14 protein-coding genes and 1 pseudogene are annotated in these 20995 nt (G+C 72.8%); 3 read left to right on the top strand and 12 right to left on the bottom strand.

Annotated elements, in window-relative coordinates:
- Nucleotides 1-127: 127 nt before the first annotated feature.
- Together ABZ404_RS31820 and ABZ404_RS31815 are read right to left on the bottom strand one after the other, a co-directional pair.
- Entirely contained in the window at nt 128-1159 is a 1032-nt protein-coding gene (locus ABZ404_RS31820) for a hypothetical protein (RefSeq protein ID WP_358991156.1), read from the bottom strand.
- Nucleotides 1156-4650, bottom strand: coding sequence for a DNA polymerase III subunit alpha (locus ABZ404_RS31815; RefSeq protein WP_358833128.1), 3495 nt, complete (start codon nt 4648-4650; stop codon nt 1156-1158). The genes ABZ404_RS31820 and ABZ404_RS31815 overlap by 4 nt, the downstream gene beginning before the upstream one ends.
- A gap of 192 nt (nt 4651-4842) precedes the next feature.
- Between ABZ404_RS31815 and ABZ404_RS31810 the strand changes: the two genes are divergently transcribed.
- The gene (locus ABZ404_RS31810; protein WP_358833127.1) at nt 4843-5994 is read left to right on the top strand and encodes a DUF3533 domain-containing protein; all 1152 of its coding nucleotides are present in this window, start codon (nt 4843-4845) and stop codon (nt 5992-5994) included.
- Nucleotides 5995-6027: 33 nt separating this feature from the next.
- Here ABZ404_RS31810 and ABZ404_RS31805 read toward each other — a convergent pair whose 3' ends face one another.
- Nucleotides 6028-7017 carry a slipin family protein gene (locus ABZ404_RS31805; RefSeq protein WP_358833136.1) on the bottom strand — a complete coding sequence of 330 codons (990 nt, stop codon included), beginning with the start codon at nt 7015-7017 and terminating at the stop codon, nt 6028-6030.
- 220 nt (nt 7018-7237) lie between these two features.
- Here ABZ404_RS31805 and ABZ404_RS31800 point away from each other — a divergent pair, with 220 nt between their 5' ends.
- Complete coding sequence (locus ABZ404_RS31800; RefSeq protein ID WP_358833126.1) at nt 7238-8107, top strand: alpha/beta hydrolase; 870 nt, start codon at nt 7238-7240, stop codon at nt 8105-8107.
- A 66-nt stretch (nt 8108-8173) separates the two neighbouring features.
- On the opposite strand, the gene fxsT is transcribed toward ABZ404_RS31800, so the two are convergent.
- The 5 genes from fxsT to fxsA all read right to left on the bottom strand — a co-directional run bounded on the left by fxsT (nt 8174) and on the right by fxsA (nt 16743).
- The gene (fxsT, locus tag ABZ404_RS31795) at nt 8174-12109 is read right to left on the bottom strand and encodes an FxSxx-COOH system tetratricopeptide repeat protein (protein ID WP_358833125.1); all 3936 of its coding nucleotides are present in this window, start codon (nt 12107-12109) and stop codon (nt 8174-8176) included.
- A complete protein-coding gene (gene fsxC / locus ABZ404_RS31790; protein ID WP_358833124.1) occupies nt 12093-13433 on the bottom strand; it encodes an FxsC protein in 1341 nt (446 codons plus the stop codon). Before fsxC ends, fxsT begins: the two co-directional genes overlap by 17 nt.
- A gap of 60 nt (nt 13434-13493) precedes the next feature.
- Entirely contained in the window at nt 13494-14222 is a 729-nt protein-coding gene (locus ABZ404_RS31785) for an AAC(3) family N-acetyltransferase (protein ID WP_358991153.1), read from the bottom strand.
- Between the two features lie 79 nt (nt 14223-14301).
- Complete coding sequence (gene fxsB, locus ABZ404_RS31780; protein ID WP_358833122.1) at nt 14302-16548, bottom strand: radical SAM/SPASM protein FxsB, inactivated metallohydrolase extension form; 2247 nt, start codon at nt 16546-16548, stop codon at nt 14302-14304.
- A gap of 27 nt (nt 16549-16575) precedes the next feature.
- The gene (fxsA, locus tag ABZ404_RS31775) at nt 16576-16743 is read right to left on the bottom strand and encodes an FxSxx-COOH cyclophane-containing RiPP peptide (protein ID WP_358833121.1); all 168 of its coding nucleotides are present in this window, start codon (nt 16741-16743) and stop codon (nt 16576-16578) included.
- A 242-nt stretch (nt 16744-16985) separates the two neighbouring features.
- On the opposite strand from fxsA, the gene ABZ404_RS31770 reads away from it, so the two are divergent.
- On the top strand, nt 16986-17891 hold the full coding sequence (locus ABZ404_RS31770; protein ID WP_358833135.1) for a DUF4231 domain-containing protein: 906 nt from the start codon (nt 16986-16988) through the stop codon (nt 17889-17891).
- 16 nt (nt 17892-17907) lie between these two features.
- Here ABZ404_RS31770 and ABZ404_RS31765 read toward each other — a convergent pair whose 3' ends face one another.
- The 4 genes and pseudogenes from ABZ404_RS31765 to ABZ404_RS31750 all read right to left on the bottom strand — a co-directional run.
- Complete coding sequence (locus tag ABZ404_RS31765; protein ID WP_358833120.1) at nt 17908-18387, bottom strand: hypothetical protein; 480 nt, start codon at nt 18385-18387, stop codon at nt 17908-17910.
- A gap of 159 nt (nt 18388-18546) precedes the next feature.
- Nucleotides 18547-19446 carry a S1 family peptidase gene (locus tag ABZ404_RS31760; protein WP_358833119.1) on the bottom strand — a complete coding sequence of 300 codons (900 nt, stop codon included), beginning with the start codon at nt 19444-19446 and terminating at the stop codon, nt 18547-18549.
- A gap of 194 nt (nt 19447-19640) precedes the next feature.
- Complete coding sequence (locus tag ABZ404_RS31755) at nt 19641-20429, bottom strand: DUF1684 domain-containing protein (protein ID WP_358833118.1); 789 nt, start codon at nt 20427-20429, stop codon at nt 19641-19643.
- A 172-nt stretch (nt 20430-20601) separates the two neighbouring features.
- Nucleotides 20602-20995 (bottom strand): annotated as a pseudogene (locus tag ABZ404_RS31750) (hypothetical protein); the annotation flags it as partial.

Here is a 20995-nt window from a genome sequence, read left to right as displayed (position 1 = left end):
CCCTGTGATCCGGACCACAAGAACGGTTCGCCCGCCAAATTACGCACCGGTAGCCCGAGAAGTGAAGTTACGCGTCGGTAAAAACTGCCGCGACCTGCGCGCTGCGCTGGTAAGGCCGGACCGGCGGTCAGGCGGCGTCGGCCAGGGGGCCGCCGGAGCCGGCGCCCGGAGCGGGCCGCGCCAGCGCCCCCGGCATGATCGCGGCCGGGCCGAAGCGGGCCCGGGCCCGGTCGGCGACGGCCTCGATCCGGCGGGCCCGCTCGTCCACGGGGTCGAACGTCAGCTGCCGGGAGGCCTGCCGGGCGGGGGCGAGCCCCTCGGCCCGCAGGGAGAGGCTCCGGACGCGGGCCCGCTGGAGGCCGAGCGACTCGTGGATCGCGTAGGCCGAGGCGATGAGCGCCGGGGAGTGGGCCGTGGGCTCGCGCAGGGCGCGGCCGCGGGTGGTGGTGGACCGGTCGGCGTACCGGACGGTGAGCGTCAGGGAGCGGCACACCTGCTCCGTGCCGCGCAGCCGGACGCCCAGCTCCTCCGCGAGGGAGAGCAGGGCACGGCGCTGCTGGTCGCGGTCCACCTCGTCGCGGGGGAAGGAGCGTTCGGCGCCGAGGGAGCGGGCCGCCGCGTTCGGGACGACGGGGGTGCGGTCGATGCCCAGGGCCCGTTCGTGGAGCTCGCGGCCGGCCCGCGCGCCGACGATCCGCTGGAGGGTGGCGAGCGGGGCGGCGGCGACCCGGCCGATCGAGTCGAGTCCGTACGAGCAGAGGGTACGGGCGGTCGCGGGGCCGACCCCGTCCAGCGCGGCGACGGGCTTGTCCCGCAGGAACCGGGGCACATCGTCCGGGGGCAGCACCAGGGTCGCGCCCGGCCGGGCGCCCCGGGCGGCCATCCGGGCCAGCATGGGGTTGGGCCCGGCCCCGATGGTGCAGTCCACCCCGCGGTGGGCGAGCGCCCTGACCCGGATGACGGAGGCGAGCTGGGCCGCGTTCCACCCGAAGTACCGCTCGGCGCCCCGCACGTCGACGAGCGCGCCGTCCGGCGGGAGCGCCTGGACGACCGGGGTGAGACCGCCGAGCATCGCGAGCAGTCCGGGGAGGGCGGCCTCGCACCCGCCGCCCGCGCCCGCGTCCCCGGGCGGCACCTGGAACCGTACGCAGAGGATCATCCCGCGCTCCCCCGGCTCTGGTGCCACAGCTTGCGGCCGGTGGCGGCGACTCCCTCACCGGCGGGCCGGAGGTCGGCCCAGGGGTTCAGCCGGTAGCCGGTGGGCAGTTCGATGCGGCGCCCGCCGTCGCTCTCCCCGCCGGGCGTCCCCTCGCCGTCCCCGTCGGCGCCCCCGCCGGCGTCCTCGCGGTCAGCGGCAGGGGCCGACAGCCGGGCGGCGACCGCGTCCAGGCCGCCCTCGCGGCGCAGTTCGGCCAGTTCGGCCAGGTTCCAGGCGGCGGCGCCCACCACGCTGAGGCTGCGCGGACCGCGCCGCTGCACCACTCCGCGTACCAGCAGGAGCCAGGAGTGGAAGACGGTGTGGGCGCAGGCGGCGTGGCTGTCGTCGAAGAAGGCGAGGTCGACCAGGCCCGTCCCGTCGTCCAGCGTGGTGAAGACGACCCGTCGGCCGGACCGGATGGGCGGGGTCTGGGTGGCCGCCTTGGCGCCCGCGACCAGGACGGTCTCCCCGTGCGCGGCGTCCCGCAGCCGCTTGGCCGAGACCACGCCCAGCTCCTTCAGGAACGTCTCGTGGTCCACCATCAGATGGCGGGAGGCGTCCATGCCGAGGACGCCCAGCTCGGCGCTGAGCCGCTCCGCCTCGTCGAGGTCGGGCAGTCCCGCGCGGGCCGTCCGCCGCCCGTCGCCGAGCGGGAGCTGGCCGCCGCCGGACCCGGCCGCCCGCTGGGCGCGGTGGAGTTCGGCGAGGTGCAGCAGCAGGTCGCGCCGGTTGCCGCCGAACGCGTCGAGCGCGCCGACCTGGGCGAGCCGCTCGGCGACGGGGCGGCTGGGCCTGGCCCGCCGCCAGAAGTCGAGCAGGGAGGAGTAGGGCTGCTCCTGTTCGATCCGGGCGGTCTCGGCCTCGCTGATCCCCTGGACGTCCGCGAGGGCGAGGCGGAGCCCCCAGGTCCGCGAACCGGACACCAGTTCGACTCGATGTTCGGCCGCCGACCGGTTCACGTCCACCGGCAGGATCGGCACCCCGCGCCGCCGCGCGTCCGCGAGCAGCAGCCGCTTGGGGTACATCCCGGGGTCGTGGGTGAGCAGCCCGGCGTAGAAAGCGGCCGGGTGGTGGGCCTTCAGCCAGGCCGACTGGTAGGTCGGCACGGCGAAGGCGACGGCGTGCGCCTTGCAGAAGCCGTACGAGCCGAAGGACTTGACGATCTCCCAGGTGCGGTCGATGACCTCGGGCGTGTACGCGCGCTCGGCCGCGCACGCGGTGAACCAGAGACGGATCTCCTCCTGCGACTCGGGGTGGGAGAGGGCGCGCCGGGCCTGGTCGGCCATGGCCCGGTCGCAACCGGTCATGACGGCCAGCATGTTGATGATCTGCTCGTGGAAGACGACCACGCCGTAGGTCTCCCCCAGGACGTCCGCCAGGTCCTCGTGCGGGTGGCGCACCGGGGCCCGGCCGTGGCGCGCCTCGATGAACGGCCGGACCATGTCGGCGGCGACCGGTCCCGGCCGGAAGAGCGAGATGTCCACGACCAGGTCGTGGAAGGTCGAGGGCTGGAGCCGTCCGATCAGATCGCGCTGGCCCGGCGACTCAATCTGGAAGCAGCCGAGCGTCTCGGTGGAGCGGATGAGCCGGTAGGTCGGCAGGTCGCCCTCCGGGACCTGGCGCGGGTCGTCGAGGTCCGGTTTCCGGCCGGTGGTGCGGCCGATCTCGGCGACCGCGTGCGCCATCGCCGACTGCATCCGCACCCCCAGGACGTCCAGCTTGAGCAGCCCGAGGTCCTCCACGTCCTCCTTGTCGAACTGGGACATGGGGAACCCCTCCCCGCTGCTCGCCACCACCGGGGTGCGGCGCAGCAGGGTGATGTTGGAGAGCAGCACTCCGCACGGGTGCATGGCGATTCCGCGCGGCAGCCCGTCCAGCGCCTCCACCAGATCCCACAGCCTGCCGTGCCGCCCCTGCTCCGCCGCGATCCCGCGCAGCTCCGGCAGTTCGGCCATGGCGGTGCGGGCGTCGCGGGCCCGGATGTGCGGGAAGGCCTTGGCGATCCGGTCGATCTCGGCCGGGTCCATCGACAGCGCGGCGCCCACATCGCGTACGGCGTGGCGGACCCGGTAGGTCTCGGGCATGGAGACGGTGGCGACCCGTTCGGTGCCGAAGCGGTCCATGATCGCGCGGTAGACGTCGAGGCGGCGGGCGGACTCCACGTCGATGTCGATGTCGGGCAGCACATAGCGCCGGTGGGACAGGAAGCGCTCCATCAGCAGGCCGTGCTCGACGGGGTCGGCGTGGGCGATGCCGAGGAGGTGGTTGACGAGCGACCCGGCGCTGGAGCCGCGCGCGGCCACCCGGATGCCCATTTCCCGTACGTCGTCTACGACTTGGGCGACGGTGAGGAAGTACGCGGCGAAGCCGTGGAAGGCGATGACGTCCAGCTCCCGGTGCATCCGCTCCCAGTACGCGCGGTCGCGGTCGTAGCCGCGCAGCACCATGCCGGCGGCGGCGCGGGAGGCGAGGACCCGCTGCGGGGTGCGGCCGGCGGCGCCGACGAGATGGGGCTCGGGGAAGTAGCTGTAGGTCTTGATGCCCAGCTCCCGGGCGGGGTCGACCCGGCACGCGGCGGCGGTCTCCTCGGTCGTGGCGAGCAGCCGGTGCGCGGCGTCCCGGCGCAGCCCGGCGGCCTCGGCGACCCGCTCGGCGGCGCGGGCCATGGCGGCCGGGTCCTTGAGCCAGCGCTCGCCGCTGTCCAGCCCCCGGCGCGGGTCGACGGGGACGAGCCGGCGGGCCGCGTCCAGGACGTCGGCGACCGGCCCGAGCCCCGGGTCCGCGTACCGTACGGCGTTGGTCAGCACGGCCGGCACGCCCTGGTCGGCGGCGAGGCCCAGGGTGCGGGCGGCGAGCCGCAGCGAGCCGGGGCCGGTGCCCGGGCGCCCGTGGTGCACGACCTCCAGGCGCAGGGCGTCGCCGTACAGCTCGCGCCAGGGCGCCAGGAGGCGTGCGGCGAGGTCCGGGCGGCCGGCCGCGAGTGCCCTGCCCACCTCGGAGGCGGGCCCGAGCAGCACGGTGAGCCCTTCGGCGGGCAGTGCGGACCAGGTCAGGACGGGCGGCCCCGCGGCCGTGTGGGCGGCGGTGATCAGCCGGCAGAGCTCCGCCCAGCCGGTGGCGCCGTCCCGGGCGAGGAAGGTGGCGCGCGGCGCCGACTCGTCGACGAAGGCGCCGCCGCGGACCGGGGTGCGCGGACGCCGGCCGGGGACGCTTCCCTTCGCCTGTTCGAGGAGGTGTTCCGGGACGGCGAGGTCGGTGCCGAAGAGCGGGCGCACCCCCTTGGCCGCGCACGCCTTGGCGAAGCGCACCGCCCCGGCGAGGGTGTCCCGGTCGGTGAGGGCGAGCGCGTCCATGCCCTGGTCGGCGGCGCGCTCGACGAGCCGTTCCGGATGGGAGGCCCCGTACCGCAGGGAGAAACCCGAAACCGTGCGCAGATGCGTGAAGCCGGGCATCCGCACCTCCTGGACCGATCGTTCTCACTTCCCCCTCCTTTCACCATAGACCAATTTCGAACGTGCGTACGACACGGATGTTCGATACGGGTCGGGGTGCTCCGCGCGCCGGGGCCGCCGGGGCCGGCGCGGGGTCAGCCATTCGGCCCAACCCCGACTGCGCCGCCCCGCCGGGCCCCGGAGCGTGAGGGCATGACGTTCGTCGACGAGGTGAAGAGCGCCGTCACCGTGCGGGCCGCGCTGCTGGTCATCGGAGTGCTCGGGCTGATGGTCGCGTTCATCGCGTCCTACGCCGGGGCCTTCCACAACCCCAGACCGAAGGACGTCCGGTTCGGGGTGGTCGCGCCCGCCGAGGTCAGCGAGACGACCGTGGGGCGGCTGAACGCCCTCCCCGGTGGCGCGCTGGACGCCCGCGCGGTCGAGGACGCGGCCGCCGCCACCCGGAAGCTGCGCGACCGCGACCTCGACGGCGCGCTGATCGTCGACCCGAGGTCCACCACCGACACCCTGCTCGTCGCGGGCGGCGGCGGGGCCTCCCTCTCCCAGGCCGTCGAGCTGGTCGTCACCTCGGTGGAGAAGGCCGAGCACCGGACCGTGAAGGTGGTCGACGTCGCCCCGGCCGACCGGCAGGACGCCCGGGGCCTGTCCTCGTTCTACCTGGTCGTCGGCTGGTGCGTGGGCGGCTATCTGTGCGCCGCGATCCTGGCGATCAGCCACGGCGCCCGGCCCGCCAACCTCCAGCGGGCGGTGATCCGCCTCGCCGCCCTCGCGGTGTACTCGATCGCCGCCGGGCTGCTCGGCGCACTGATCATCGGGCCGGTACTCGGCGCGCTGCCGGGCAGCTATCCGGGCCTGGCGGGGCTGGGAGCGCTGGTCGTGTTCGCGGTCGGCGCCACCACCCTGGCCTTCCAGGGCCTGGCCGGGATCATCGGCATCGGCCTCGCCATCCTGGTCGTGGTGGTCCTGGGCAACCCGAGCGCGGGCGGCGCCTACCCGTATCCGCTGCTGCCACCGTTCTGGAAGGCGATCGGCCCGGCGCTGCCCCCGGGCGCCGGTACCTGGGCGGCGCGCTCCATCGCGTATTTCCGGGGCAACGCGGTCACCGGCCCGCTCCTGGTCCTCTCCGCCTGGGCGGTGGGCGGGGCCGTGGTCACCCTGGTCATGGCGGGGGTACGCAGGAGGGACGAGGACGCGGGGGGCGACCCGCTGGACGTGGGCACAGGGCCTACGGCCGGACCCCGTACCGGGCCGACGGCCGGACCCCGTACCGGGGGGTCGACGGCCGAACCCGGACGCGGCCACGGCCCGGCGGCCGAACCCCCGCACGGCCCGGCGACCCCGTGAGCGCGGCCACGGCCGCGTGAGCGCGACCGGCGCTCACAGCGCGATCGGCGGCGGGTCCGCCGGGAGACCCTCCCGGCCGGACTCGGAGGGGGCGCGGACCGGCACGTCCGGGCCGGGCGCCTCCGGCCCGGGCCCACCCGCGACGGGCGCACCCGCCCCGGAAGCCTCCGCCCCGGGCGCTTCTCCTCCGGGCGCCTCCGGCCCGGGCCCACCCGCGACGGACGCACCCGCCCCAGGGCCCCCCGCCGCCGGGTCCGATGTCTGCGGCGTCGCCCGTTCCAGGAAGCGCAGCAGCTCCACCGGGAACGGCAGGACCAGCGTCGAGTTCTTCTCGGCCGCCACCGCCACCACCGTCTGGAGCAGCCTGAGTTGGAGGGCGGCGGGCTCCTGCGCCATCACCCCGGCCGCCTCGGCCAGCTTCTTCGACGCCTGGAGCTCCGCGTCCGCGTTGATCACCCGGGCCCGGCGCTCCCGGTCCGCCTCGGCCTGACGGGCCATCGAGCGCTTCATCGTCTCCGGCAGCGAGACATCCTTGATCTCCACCCGGTCGATCTGCACGCCCCACCCCATCGCCGGGCTGTCGATCATCAGCTCAAGCCCCTGGTTCAGCTTCTCGCGGTTGGAGAGCAGATCGTCGAGGTCGCTCTTGCCGATGATCGAACGCAGCGAGGTCTGGGCCATCTGGGAGACCGCGAAACGGTAGTCCTCGACCTGGATGACGGCGTCCGCCGGGTCGACCACCTTGAAGTAGATCACCGCGTCCACCCGGACCGTGACGTTGTCCCGGGTGATCCCGTCCTGTGCCGGGACCGGCATCGTCACAATCTGCATGTTCACCTTGTGGAGACGGTCGGCGAACGGAAGGATCAGGGTGAATCCCGGGCCCCGCACCGACCCCCTGAGTTTGCCCAGCCGGAAGACCACACCGCGTTCGTACTGCTTGACGACCCGGGCCGCCGCCATCACGTACACGATGCCGGCGGATCCGACGGCCACCGCCGTCGCCACCAATGCCTCGACCATCACGGCCCCCAAGGGTCCGAATCGGACGTGTACTTCGACGGTAACTCCGCTTCCGTCCCGGGGGGAGTCCCGGTCACACTCCACTGAATGGGTAGAACGCGGAAACTCGGACGGGAGGGGAATGCCGCAACAGTCGATGCCTGTATACGACAAACGATATGGGCGGTACGAGGACGGGCCCGGCGATCGGTATCGCGATTCACTACCTCAGGGGGCACGCGTGCGCGGTCGGGTGCGAGCGGCCGACGGCCGGCATCTGATGGTGGAGCGCTTCGGGGACCCGCGGGGCAGACCGGTCTTCCTGCTGCACGGCACCCCGGGCAGCCGTCTGGGCCCCGCCCCGCGCGGCATGGTGCTCTACCAGCGGCGGATGCAGCTGATCGCCTACGACCGGCCCGGCTACGGCGGCTCCGACCGGCTGGAGGGCCGCAGCGTCGCCGACGTCGTCCAGGACGTGAAGACGATCGCGGACAGCTACGGCCTGGAGCGCTTCGCCGTCGTCGGCCGCTCCGGCGGCGCCCCGCACGCGCTGGCCTGCGCGGCCCTGCTGCCCGAGCGGGTCACCCGCACCGCGGCGCTGGTCACGCTTGCGCCCCGGGACGCGGCCGGGCTCGACTGGTTCGACGGGATGACCGCCTACAACGTGGAGGAGTACACGGCCGCCACCCTGGACCCCAAGGAGTTCGCCGCCCGGCTCATCCCGCGCTCCGACGAGATCCGCAGGAACCCCATCCGGCTCCTGGACGAACTGCGCCACGACCTCACCCACGCGGACCGGATGGTGGTCAAGGACGCCGGGGTGCGCTCCATGCTGCTGCGCAACTACCAGGAGGCGCTGCGCACTTCGGCCTACGGCTGGATCGACGACGCGCTCGCCCTGAGCAGCCCCTGGGGCTTCGACCCCGCCGACATCATCGGCGAGGTACTGCTCTGGCACGGCGTCAAGGACGTGTTCTCCCCGGTCGGCCACTCCCGCTGGCTCGCCGAACGCATCCCGGGCGCGACGGCCGTCCTGGAGCCGGCCGCCGCCCACTTCGACGCGCTGCACGCCCTGCCCGCCATCCTCACCTGGCTGATCGAGGAGGACTGAGAGCCCGCGGTACCCGGTGAGGGGGAACCGGTGCGATCACTCCGGTCGCACCGGCCGTCCCCCGGCTCACACCGCCAGCGGCTCCAGGTCCCGCTGCACCCGGCGCTCGTCCCGGGCGATCCGGACGAACGCGTGCTCGTCGCCGAGCAGGCGCGTGAGCTCCTCCACGGCCTCCGTCCGCACGTGCGACGCCTCCTCCTTGCGGCCGAGCCCGTCGAGCGTCACCGACATGTTCGACGCGCAGGCCAGTGTCTCGGGGTGGTGCGCCCCCAGCACCTCCCGCAGCCGCGCGACCGTGTGCCGCTCGATCTCCAGGGCGCTCTCCAGATCGCCCATGTCGGCCTTCACGTTGGCGAGGTTGACGGTGGCGAACAGCGTGTGCGGATGGTTCTCGCCGAGTATGTCGCGCATCGTCCGTATGGTGTTCTCCAACAGGGTGTCGGCGGCGTCCAGCGCCCCGCAGCCCCACTGGTAGATGCCCAGGTTGTTGGTGGCCGCCAGGGTGTACGGATGCCGCTCCCCCGGCACCTTGACGTACTGGTCGACGACCTCCTGGGCCGCGTCCCGCGCCGCCGCCGAGTCCCCGGCCGCGAACAGGTCGGCGGCCAGGTTGAGGTCGCAGGCCAGCCAGTCGGGGTTGGCGGAGGTGTACTTGGCGCGGTAGCGGTTGCGGGTCGCGGTGGTCAGCCGGCGCGCGTCCTCCAGCCGGCCCGCGCGGCGCAGCGACACGGCGAGGCTCTTGGCCGCCGCCAGGGTGCCCGGGAAGGCCCGCCCCAGCTGCTCCTTGTAGAGGTCGTACGTCCGGCTGAGCAGCGCCACCGAGTCCTCGTAGCGCCCGATCTCCCGCAGGTCGCGCGCCAGGTTCATCGCGGAGGAGAGGGTGTAGGGGTGCTCCGGGCCCAGCACCTCGGTGCGCCGGTCGTAGACGTCCTGGTCGAGCTCGCGGGCCCGGGCGTACTGGCCGAGCATGCGCATGTTCAGGGCGAGGTTGTTGGCGGCGGCGAGCGTACGCGGGTGCGACTCGTCGAAGATCTGCCGGAACCCCTCGTGCGCCTCGGTCGCCAGCTCCATCGCCCTGCTGTACTGGCCGAGCGCGCCGAGGTCCATCGCCAGGGCGCTGGTGGTCATGTACGTGTGCGGGTGCGAGGCGCCCAGCACCTCCGTCTGGCGCGAGAGCGTCTCCTCGTCCAGCTCCATCGCCTCCACGTAACGGCCGCGGGAGCGCAGGATGTTGGAGAGGTGGAAGCGCAGGTACAGGTACTGGAGGTCGTTGGGCCCCAGTTTCTCGCGCCACTCCTCGCGCAGGTCCTCGGCGAGGTTGGCGGCCGCGTTGAAGTCGCCGCGCTTCCACAGGTAGCGCACGCGGTCGATGAGGAGCCGGCGGGTCTCCGGCTCGTCGCACAGCCGCGCCCCCGAGGGCGTCAGATGCGGCCAGATGGTGTTGAACTGCGCCCAGGTCTCCGGGTTGTCGATCGGCTCGTCGGCGTCCGGCCGGGCGCCCGCGAGGATGCGGTGGACCGCGTGCCGGGCGTCCATCTGCTCCTCGTCGCTGAGCTGCGCCCGGATCACGGCCTGGACGAGCCGGTGCACCTGGATGGAGCTGCCGACCTGGTCGACCTTGGCGAGGGCGAACCGGCCGATCTCGCGGATGACCCGGCCGAGCACCAGCTTCTCCTGGAGCGTGGCGTCGTACGGCTTGAGGGCGTCGATCATCTCCTTGCTGTAGAGGAGATTGGCGGAGATCGGCTCGGGCGCGAAGAAGGCGCAGAGCTGGAGAAGCCGGACCGCCGCGGGTGAGCGCTGCTTGAGCCGCTCGATGGAGACGTTCCAGGTGGCGGCGACCGGCTCGGGGTAGCCGGCGGGCTGGTTGAGCGCGAGGACGCTGGGCGCCTGCTGCGCCAGCTGCTCCAGATAGGCGGCGACGGGGGTGGCGGTCTCCGCGATCCACGCGGCCGCCTGCTCGACGGCGAGCGGCAGGTCGCCCACCGCGGTGGCGACCTGGTCGGCGTCGTCGATGGTGAGCCCGGGGGCGCGCCGCTGGAGGTGCTCGATGGACTCCTCGCGCAGGAAAACGTCGACGGGAAGCGCGTCGCCGTACTGCGACCAGGTCTGGTTCCTGGAGGTCACCAGGACGTGGCCCGGGCCGCCCGGCGGGAAGAACTTCTTGAGCTGCTCGGGGTCGTCGGCGTTGTCGAAGACCAGCAGCCAGCGCGAGGTGGGCACCCCGCGCCGCAGCAGGTCGATGGCCTCGCGGGAGGCGGAGTTCATGTCGTCGCCGCCCTGCACCCCGAGCCGTACACCGAGCTCGGCGAGGCCGGCCACCACGTCGTCGGGCTGCTCGGCGGAGATCCACCAGACCAGGTCGTAGTCGGCCATGAACCGGTGGACGTACTCCAGGGCCACCTGGGTCTTGCCGACGCCACCGAGTCCGTACAGCGTCTGCGGCTGCGGCAGGACGACGGCGAGGCCGCCGCCGAGCTGGTCGCGCATCCGCTCCAGGACCAGCGAGCGGCCGGTGAAGCCGGGGTTGCGCGGCGGCGCGTTCCAGATCTTGGGGACGGTGCCGGGGAAGCGCGGCCCCGGCGCCACCCCGTCGCTGATCTGCACCGGCCGCTCCAGGGCCCGCAGCAGCGCGGTGGTGGCGTGCACCTCGTCGAGGCGGAACAGGTCGACGGGGTTGCGGTCGATGTAGGGCGCGGTGAGCCGGACGTCGCCGACGCGCAGCGGCAGCAGCTGGCGGCGGGCGCCCGAGGGGTCCTCGGCGGCGGCCCGGGACCAGATCTCCACGGCCCGCGCCGACTTGAGGTAGGCGCTGGAGAGCAGGACCACGGTACGGGCGGCGTTCTCGGCGGCGACCGCCTCCCCGTCGGCGCTGCTGGGCTCGGCCGACACGTCGCGGGGCACCACCCGGAACCCGGCCCGGGTCAGCACGGACTCTATCCAGTCGGCCCACATCCGGTTCTCGGCCACATAGCTGAGGAACAGGTCGGCCGGGAGGGCGGGCCTGCGACGGGTGAAGGCGTCGCGGATGCGCAGCCGGATCTCCTCGTTGACGGTGGGCATCGAGGTGATCCGGCCCTCGGTGACCACGGAGGCCAAGCGCTCGAAGGCGGAGAGCAGCGAGTTGGAGAGCCCGGCCTCGTCGCCGAAGGTCGCCAGCGTCTCCTCGTAGGCGTAGTAGGGGCGGTAGGGGATCTCCACCGCGCCCCAGTACGCGGTGAGTTCGTCGCCGGAGAGCCCGGCCGGGAAGCGGTCGAACTTGAGGCGGGCCAGGGCCCGGCCGGCGTCCGCCTTCTCCTTCTCGCCCTCGTCGATGCGCATCGGGACCGGCAGGATGCGGATGTTCTGCCCGCTGTAGCGCTCGTCTATCTGGCGGGCCACCGAGGCCGCGCCGTCGATGGACTGGTCGCTGAGGGTGAAGCAGTCCACCAGGATGTCGGGGAGGTGGACGGTGCAGATGTCGGCGATGTCGCTGAGGCCGGTGCGGCTGTCGATGAGGACGTAGTCGTAGTTCTCCTTCATGTCCTCGCGCAGGGCGTCGAAGAAGTGACCGCCGCCGAGCCGGTCGTAGAAGTTGTCCCAGTCGAACGTGGAGACGGTCGCCGAGTACTCGCGGTTCTGCCGGCCGGCGGAGACGAAGTCCAGGGTGCCGCCGTCGGGGAACTGCCAGCCCAGCGCCTCGGGTGTGAGCGAGACCGCGTGCGGCTGGATGCGCGCGTAGTCGCGGTGCCAGTCGTCCGAGCGCGGCACGGGACTGGTGGCCGCCCAGGCGTATTCGGTGATGAGGTCGATGACCCCGGTGGTGGCGCCCAGCGTCGAGGGGTCGAGGAAGGGGTGGAAGAAGCGGTGCAGCCCCGGGGCCTCCAGGTCCCAGTCCACCGCGAGGACCCGTTTGCCGTTGGCGGCAAGGATCCAGGCCGTGTTGGCGAGGGCCATGGTGCGGCCCGTACCACCCTTGTACGAGTAGAACGTGACGATGCGTCCGTCACGACTGGCTGTCATCCGTCTCCTCCGCATCGGGCGCGTGATCGAGCCTGTCGGGGATGTACTGCGTGGTGCCGAAATCGGTGCCCATCGGCCCGACCAGGCGCGGCCGTTCGGTGTGCCCGCCCCCCGCGGGCGGGTAGACCGTCGCGTGTCTCAGGTACTGCTGTGCCGCCGCCTCCACGACCTGGGGCAGTATCTGCCCGAAGGCCTCCATGCTGGGGACGCCCTTGGCGGCGGCCCGGCAGGCGGCACGTCCCTGGCGCATCTTGGACGGCATGGTCTCCTCCAGCCGGCGGGACAGTTCCGCCTCCGACGCCCGGCTCTGGTGGTCGTCGCGGTTCCAGGGGACGACCACGCTCACCCAGGGCCGGTGTTCGGCGTCGAAGGCCGCGAGCCGGGCCCGCCGGTCCTCGTCCTCCAGCGCCCACCGGTCCACCAGCAGGATCTCCGGCCGCGAGGGGGGCTGCTTGCCGTCGAGGTGCAGCACCTCCTCGTCGAAGGAGGAGACGGTGGTCTGGTAGTTGAGCGAGCGCACCATGTCCTCCGCCACCAGGGCCAGCGGCCGGGCGGAGAGCGGGTGGTAGGGGTTCCACTCCAGCGGACTGTCGCCGTAGTACGCCTCGTCGCGGCCCTCGGGCAGCTCGTGGCGGGTCGGCGCGGCCACGGTGACGTGCATCGGGCGGGGGCCCTCGCCGGCGGACGGGCCGAAGGCGCTGGGTGCCAGCCGGTAGTCGACGTGGCGGCCGGGCCGGATCGCGGTGGCGTCGGCGACGCTGACGATCCGCTTGGCGAGCTCGTAGACCGCGCGTTCGTACTCCTCGGCGAATATGCGCAGTTTGATCAGCCCGTAGAGGCCGTCGGTGACGTAGCGGTCGCCGAAGGCCCGGTGGTTGAACTGCAACCGCTCGGCGGGCCCGGGCAGCTGCTCGGGCGGGACCGGCACCCACAGCGCCGGCACGATCGCCTCGGCCGGGCGGTTGGTATGGGCCTGGTGCTGGATGGTGCGCTGCTCGAACGCGTACCACTCGCGGCCGCACATCTCGCTCGCGAAGTAGCGCGGCGAGAACAGCGGGACGAACACCCGGCAGGAGGCGAGGACTTCGCCGAGACGCTCCGACCAGCCCTCGCCGGAGCGTATCTCCCGGTCCATGAAGCCGGCGGGCGCACCGGCGGGCAGGTCGGTCATGGCCATCACATGGCCGCAGAGATCACGGAAAAGCCGCTCCACCCACATGTCGGGGTCCGGGCCGCCCGCCCCGTACCTCGGCGTGTGCGCGTAACTCAGAAAGAAGTAGGGCCGATGTTGGTCGGCCGGACGCGGCTGCGCTGATGCGTGCACACGACCCCCGTCCTGCAGTATTGAAGAACATCATTCCGGAGCGCACGGCGCTCCATCCCCTCATCGTTCGGTCAAACAAGGCCGCTTTTCGGTCATCCAGTCCACCGCGTGGTCCACTGCCCCCCTGATCGAGAACAATCGGGCGGTTCTCCGTCCCAGCTGCCACTCTTTGCGCATTTCCTCCGGAAGGTCGGCCCCGACGGCTTCGAAGTCGCTGTCGTCGAGATCGACATCGGGATAGTGGAACCATCCCCGACGCCCACTCTCGTCCCGCACCACACAGCTGTACAGCTTCTTGGGCGGGTTCCTCCGATACCGGTATTCCGCGAGGTGAAAGGCGCTGCACACGCCGAATCCAACATTGATCATGAGAACGCGGGCGTCCGCGCCGTAGAGGGCCGCGAGCGGCGACTTCTCCCCCAGATGGCAATCGGGTTCGTGCCCCTCCATCAGCTCCAGGGCGCGGCATCCCCAGGCCGCGAAGGACGTCTGGGGATGGGCGCTGCGCACCGCCCCGTCCGAGGTCCGCACCCATTCCGCCAGCCGACCCATGCCCTGGCTGCGCGTCCGCTCCGGGTCGAAGGGCTCCATCCGCCGCTTGAAGTCCTGGTACGCGGCCGTGTTCCGTACGCTCCGGGCCCGCCGCAGGTGCGCCGCGGAGGTGAGCGAGTTCTCCGGGGTGAAGGCCGGGACCACGAGCGTGCCCTTGAGCGGGCCGCCGACCGCCGCGCGCAGGGCCCGCCCCAGCGCTCCCGGGCCGTGCCCCAGTCCGCTCATCGAGGCGTGCACGAGGAGGGTGTCCCCCTCTCCGACCCCCATGGCGGCCAGGTCGTCGCGTAACGCGCTCTCCGGTACTGTTCCGGCTCGCTCATCCACGGGCTGCCTCTTCCCACTCCACCAGGACGTCGGCGACCAGCCTCTTCCCGCTCACGGTGAGTTCGGCCGCCCCCTGAAGAGCTTCCAGCGCGCGCCGGGTCTCCGCCAGAGTGCGTGCGGTTCTGTCGTACGCGGCGACCGCCACCCGCTCATGCGTTTCGGCCAGCAGGACCGAAACCGGTACCGGATCCGGGCGCCAGCCGGCCCGGTGGTGCCGGCCGCCGTCCAGCGCGTACAGGTCCGCGACATCGCGCAGGGCCCGGAACCGCGCCCTGCGGAAGCCCCGCAGCAGTCCCAGCGCCAACGCGTCCCCCGTCAGCCCCACGGGCACCCCCAGGGCCCCGTATCCGTGCCGCCCGGCCACCGTGTCCCCGGCGCCCGCGAGCGGGGTGAGCGTGGTCAGTCCCGTGGCGGCGGCCGCCGCGTGGCCCGGCACAGTGGCCGAAAGCAGCCCCCAGGCCGCGGCCAGGCGCCCGCTCCACTCGTCGGCCTCGGCGAGCCCGAGCCGCGGCAGCACCGCGGCGCCGAAGCAGTCGCGGTACGGGTCGAGGTCGTCCAGCGCCATGTCGGGCGCCCCGTCCCGGCCGAGCCCGCGCACCGGCAGCCAGTCGCCGCACGGTTCGCGCGGGCACTCCACCTCCCGCTCGAAGCGGCCGCCCCGGACGCCCCGGACGCGGAAGCCCTTCTCGGCCGGGACCACCTCCGCGCGCCCGGCCGCGCCCGGTTCCGCGACCCTCAGCTCGCCGAGGGTGGGCAGCACCAGCCGGCCGTCCTCGTACCCCACGGTGACGGGCAGGTCGAGCCGGGCGCGCACGGCGGCGGCCGCGGTGTAGGCGGCCAGGCGGTGGGCGAGGGCGGGGGCGCCGGGGCGGTCCTCGCGCAGCGCGTCCAGGGCGGTGAGCAGCCAGCCGCGCGCGTAGGGGTGGGCGAGCACCTCGTCGAGGCCCGGCCCGTCGACGAGGGCGGTCAGCCGCCAGGCCTCGGTCCACTCGGCTCCGCCGCGCCCGGCCAGATCGGCGTGGAGGCGGGCGAGCAGGGTGCGGGTGAGCTCGTGCTCGGTGGCGACGAGCTCCGCGGGGTCGGTCAGGGCGGCGGGGACGAGCCGGGCCGCCGTACGGCTCTCGATGCCCCGTACCAGCGCCTCCAGGTCCGCGCAGTAGACCGAGGGCCCGTCGAAGGGGTCCCGGCCCGCCGCCTCGTTCGCGGGGCGGTAGCGGTGGGTGTAGAGCCCGCCGCCGCAGGAGCGCACGACCGGGCACTCACGGCATTCGGGTCCCACCCCGGCGAGGCCGAGCTGGCGCACCCGGACGCCCGGGTGGGCGGCGACCTCGTCCAGGGAGTGGCGGAAGACGTCGAAGCCGGTGGCGGCGGCGCCCTCGTAGGCGCTCTTGAGCGAGTCGACCTGCTCCAGGGTGCCGTCGGTCTCCACCACGACGAGGTCGGTGGGGGCCAGGCCCAGGGACTCGGTGAGGCTGGGGCCGCCGTTCAACGTCGACAGTACGGACTCGAACAGCCGGACCGGAACCGGCCTGCCCTGTTCCTCCCACCGGTCGAAGACCTTCAGGAGCCACTCGGCGTACTCGGTCGGGGAGCCGCCGGGCCGGGCCGGGGGCGTCTCCCAGGTGGCGTGCGGCAGCAGGTAGTCGATGCGCGGCGGGTCCAGGGCGATGAGCGCGTCATGGACGGCGACCGGGTCGTTGGCCACGTCGATGGTGCACAGCAGCCCGAGGAAGAGATGGCGGTAGCGCTCGCCGCGGAGCAGTTCGACGGCTCTGAGGACCAGGGGGTGGCTGGTGCGGCCGTCGGCGAAGCGGCGGTGGCGGTCGTTGGCCGCCCTGTCCCCGTCCAGAGAGACGCCGACGCGGACGCCGAACTCGTCGAAGAGGTCGAGGTAGCGGGGGCTGAGCTGGAGGCCGTTGGTGTGGATGCGCAGATCGAGCTCCGCGACGCCGTCGAGGGCGGCGGTCAGCTCCTCGCAGACCTTCCGGAGCCGGGCCGGACCCGCCAGCAGCGGCTCCCCTCCGTGCAGGATCACTGACACGGAGGGCAGTACGTGTTTCGCGGCGTGCTCGGCCAGTCGCCGGGCCGTCCGGGAAATCGCCTCGTCAGAGATTGCCTTGGGGCGGGTACGCCAACTCTGATCAGGGGCTTCGTAGATATAGCAGTGATCACAAGCAAGATCGCATCTGCTGTGAACCTTGAGCACGATCTCGCGGAATGGGACCAGGGGTCCAGTCATTCCGCCAGTCTAGAGCTCTCCGACTGTCTAAAGCGCCGAGTTGAAGGTCGACGCCTGAACCGGGCGGCCGAGGGTGGAGGGGAGCACGCGGCCGAGCTTCCTGGCGGCGTCGGCGCCGCGGACGTCGATGTCGGCCAGGGGCACACGGCTCTTCTTCGCAGGGGCGAAGGAGAGAGAATTCACGGAGGTCTTCACGGCCGTCCTTGGTGGGTAATTCCTGCATGTGGACAGGGGTACCGACGACATGCACCGTTGCAGTGTCGGCGGCACGACTTTACTCTCTTGGCCACTGTTGGCAACTGAGCACGACCGCTTGCCCCGAACGCCCGACCCGGCGTGCCGGAAGGTGTACGGAATGGGTCGTTCCACCGAAAGAGTGATGACTAAAACCGCAGACAGGGGTGGATGTGACGGCGATTCCCGGTCCTCTGCACAGCATGGTCTTCCGCAACGCCGACCTGCCGGGTCTCTTCCATCACGCGGACGCACTCGCGGTAGGGCGCCAGCGGGCCGCGGTGAACGACACCCGCTGGCGGCTCTGCCTGCTGGTGGCGGGAGCCGCGCTGGCGGTGCTGCCGTGGGAGATGAAGCTCGGTGGTGACTTCCGTCTGGCGAGCGCGCTCAGCGCACTGGCGTACGCGGGGGTGCTCGCGGTGAGCTTCCGCGCCGCCCGCGGGCACGCGAAATCGCATTGGCAACTGAACCGTTCGGCGGCCGAATTCATCAAATCCATGTGCTGGCGCTATGCCGTGCACGGGGCCCCCTTCGATTCCCACGCCTCCGATCCCGAAGGTCTGTTCACCCTCCGTCTGGAGGAGGGTCTGGGGGAACTGCGCAGGGTCGGCTGGCGCGATCCGCGCGAGGAGGGGGCCTCGGACCTGGCCGCCGCCCCGCTCATCACCGCGCCCATGCGGGAGTTACGGGCCAAGGCGTTCGCCGTACGCAAGGAGACCTACGTACGGGACCGCCTCATCGAGCAGCGCAACTGGTACCGGCGCCGGCAGGAGGCGTCCCGGCGGGCCACCGCGCTGTGGACCACGGCCATCACCCTGCTCACCGTTCTCGCGTTGCTCTTCGCGACGCTGCACATGTTCGGCGCGGCCGAGGGCGTCGAGGTCGCCGGACTGCTCTCGGCGACGGCGGCCGCGTGCCTGGCGTGGAACGAGATCCGTCGCCATCAGCCGCTGATCTCGGCGCACGCGCTGGTGGAGCAGGACCTCAAGGCCATGCACGTGGCCATGGAGAACACCGTCAGCGAGCGCGACTGGCCGGCGGCGGTCTACGAGACCGAGCGGGTCGTCTCGCCCCAGCACACCGACTGGCTGGCCCGGCTCCGCAGTTGATCGCCGACGGGGGACGTCAGGGCCGCCGCACCCCGTCGCACCACACCACCGTGACCGATTTCCCCAGGCCACGGGCGTACTGGACGATGTCGCCCGTGCCGCCGAGCCCGCGCGCGGGCTGGCCGTCCCAGACGGCGATGAGGCGGTCGCAGTTGTCCGCGATATAGGCGCCGGCCGCGTAGTAGGCCTCGTCGGTGGCGTGCGGGAAGTCCATCCGGACCTCCTGCGCGGCCCGGCTCCTCAGCCCCTGGTAGCGGGCGAGTTCGCCGGGCTCCGCGAAGCCGGTCTCGTAGTCGCCGCTGGGAATGACGACGGTCAGGGAGGCCCCGCACTCCAGGGCGATGGCCGCGAACAGCTGGTCGGCGCCGACGGCGAGGCTGGAGAGCGCCTCCAGGGAACCGTCGTGGCCGCACAGCAGGCTCCGCAGGCACGCGCGGATCTCCCCCAGCGCCTCGGAGGGGATGTCGCGGTGACCGGTCACTCCGATGCGTTTCACTGACTCACCCCGTGTGTCCGGTCGCCTCTCCGCCGTGAACATCCTCCCAAAAAGGCGCATCGCGTCCAGCCGTCACCGGGCGCGGGGCGCAGGGAACGAGCCCCCGCCCGGTGGCCGGACGGGGGCTCGCCGCTGCCGGGGCAGCGAGGTGATCAGCCGTCAGAAGAGGCTGACGCCGTAGGCGTTCATGGCCTCGACCACGGGCTGGAAGAAGGTCGTGCCGCCGGAGGAGCAGTTGCCGCTGCCGCCGGAGGTGAGGCCGAGCGCCGTCGAGCCGGCGTAGAGCGGGCCGCCGGAGTCACCGGGTTCGGCGCACACCGTGGTCTTGATCAGGCCGTACACGATGTCGCCGTTGCCGTAGTTCACGGTGGAGTTGAGCGCGGTGACCCGGCCGCTGTGGATGCCGGTGGTCGAGCCGCGCCGGGTGACCGTCTGGCCGACCGAGGGGTTGGCCGCGCTGCTGATCTGCTGACCGCCCACGGCGCTCGGGTGGGACAGCGAGGTGTTGTCGTACCGGACGAGGCCGTAGTCGTTGCCCGGGAAGCTGGTGCCGACCGTCGGGCCGATGCTCGTCGTGTGCGAGGAGCTGGTGTAGTAGTTCGGGTAGCCCTCGGTGCAGTGGCCGGCCGTCAGGAAGTAGTACGTACTGCCCTTCTTGACGTTGAAGCCGAGGGAGCAGCGCCAGCTCGGCGCGTAGATGGCGTCGCCGCCGGAGAGCAGTTTGCTGAATTTGCCCGCGGTCCGCTCGACGCGTATGGCGGACGCGTTGGCGCCGGCCTGCCGCTTGATCCTGGCTATGTCGGCGTTGCTCACGGTGGAGTCGGCGGTCACGACGACCGTGTGGGTGGCGGGGTCGATGTTCCAGGCGGTGCCCGCGACGTCGGCGCCGAGGACGGCGGAGCTCGCGGCCGAGAGCTGGGTGGCGCTGAAGGCCTGGGACGGGGTGGCGTTCGCGGTGGGGACCGCGAGGGCACCGGCGGCGAGGAGCCCGGCGGAGAGGGCGACTGCCTTGGTGCGTCTCGCGAGACCGCGGGTGGGGGTGGTGCGCTTGATCCTCACTTCTGTTCCTCCCGAAGGGAATCGAGGGGCCCGAGTTGGGTGGGGGGACCCCGTGAGGCGCAGCCGGAGCTGGGGCAGCACTGGTGAGCGCAAGCCGTGCTCCTGACAAGCGCTGAGGGGGAGTATTCGGCCGCCCGGCCGTCGGGCGCAAGGGCGCCTTTCGGCCGGGCCGTTGGGGGTCCGAAAGCCCTGGGTCAGTGGGTGAGGACGGTCCGTTCGCCCGCCGTGACCGGCGTGCCGAGGGTGTTGCCGGGAGGCGGGAAGGGGCAGATGAAGTGGTCCGCGAAGGCGCACGGCGGAAGCAGCGCGCGGTTGAAGTCCGCCGTGAGCCGGCCGTGCGCGTCGGGTGCGCCGGGGCGCAGGAAACGGAACGGGAAGGTCGAGTCCCCGCTGGTCGCGTCGGCGAAGACCGCCCAGAGCTCACCGTCGTCCTCGACCGCCACCTGGAGGGTGTGCTCCCGGCCGTCGAGCGTGAAGGCGAGTTCGCCGCCGAGGCCGAGCCCGCGCTCCACCCCGTCGGCGTTCGCCACGCGTACGGTCCGTGCCTCGCCGTACGGGCGGAAGACGGCCGGCACCGCCCAGCGCGGGTCGTACGGGGTCGCCTCGATGCCGGCGAAGGCGCGGCGGCGCTCGGCCCCGGGGTCCCAGACGCGTACCGCCCACAGCCCCTCGCGGCGCAGCACCACCAGCCGCCGCGCGCCCTGGGCCAGCCGGGACTCGGCGGCCGGCGCGTGGTCGGCGGTCAGCCGCGCCTCGCCGGTGAAGGGGCGTCCGTCGAGGACGATCCCGTCCTCCTCGCCCGCCGTGAGCACCACCGCGCCGTCCTCTTCACGCCAGGTGCCCGGCACGGCCGGAATTCGCCCCTCCACCGCGTCGGCGAGCCAGTGGGTACCGGTCAGCGCCAGCGGGCCGTAGGGCGCCGAGACGGACGCGACGCGCCGTTCGTGCCAGTTCTTCCACTCCTGCGCCGCGTCCGTGCTCATGTGTTCGACCCTTTCGTACGGGGTGGGCGTCCCCCGGTGCGAGCGTGGTGCCGGGCCGGAGTATTCCGTACGGAGGCCTCCCGCCCCCTCTCCGCCCCGCCGCCGTCGTCCGCGTCCCCGGGCTCACCCTCCGAACACAAGTGACCCTGTGCGCACACGCGGTGACGGTAGGTCAGCAGTCGCACCCGCAGTCGCAGCAGCCGCACCCGTCGCAGCCTTCACAGCAGTTGCAGCAGCCGCAGTCCCCGCAGTCACAGTCGCAGTCACGGCAGAAGCCCTCCTTCTTCCTGCGCGACCACGGCCCCTCGTACTCCTTGGCGCAGCACATCCGGCAGGTGCAGCAGAGGCCGGCGAAGACCGCGCACCCCGTCAGGAACCCGCGCGGCGCGGGCGGCCGGGGGCCCTCCCCCTGCGGGGGCGATCCGTAGGGGTTGCCGGGTACGGGCGCGTACGGGCCGCCGGGCGGCGGGGATCCGTAGGGGTTGCCGGGTACGGGCGCGTACGGGCCGCCGGGCGGCGGGGATCCGTAGGGGTTGCCGGGTACGGGCGCGTACGGGCCGCCGGGC

The sequence above is a fragment of the Streptomyces sp. NPDC005878 genome, assembly GCF_040629815.1.
In the GTDB taxonomy this organism is placed as follows: Bacteria; Actinomycetota; Actinomycetes; order Streptomycetales; family Streptomycetaceae; genus Streptomyces.
This window is presented reverse-complemented; position numbering and strand designations above follow the sequence as displayed.

Coding starts and splice junctions, on each gene's coding strand:
- ABZ404_RS31820 (WP_358991156.1), bottom strand. CDS start 1,159: ATGATCCTCTGCGTACGGTTCCAGGTGCCGCCCGGGGACGCGGGCGCG.
- ABZ404_RS31815 (WP_358833128.1), bottom strand. CDS start 4,650: ATGCCCGGCTTCACGCATCTGCGCACGGTTTCGGGTTTCTCCCTGCGG.
- ABZ404_RS31810 (WP_358833127.1), top strand. CDS start 4,843: ATGACGTTCGTCGACGAGGTGAAGAGCGCCGTCACCGTGCGGGCCGCG.
- ABZ404_RS31805 (WP_358833136.1), bottom strand. CDS start 7,017: ATGGTCGAGGCATTGGTGGCGACGGCGGTGGCCGTCGGATCCGCCGGC.
- fxsT (WP_358833125.1), bottom strand. CDS start 12,109: ATGACAGCCAGTCGTGACGGACGCATCGTCACGTTCTACTCGTACAAG.
- fxsB (WP_358833122.1), bottom strand. CDS start 16,548: ATGACTGGACCCCTGGTCCCATTCCGCGAGATCGTGCTCAAGGTTCAC.
- ABZ404_RS31770 (WP_358833135.1), top strand. CDS start 16,986: ATGGTCTTCCGCAACGCCGACCTGCCGGGTCTCTTCCATCACGCGGAC.
- ABZ404_RS31755 (WP_358833118.1), bottom strand. CDS start 20,429: ATGAGCACGGACGCGGCGCAGGAGTGGAAGAACTGGCACGAACGGCGC.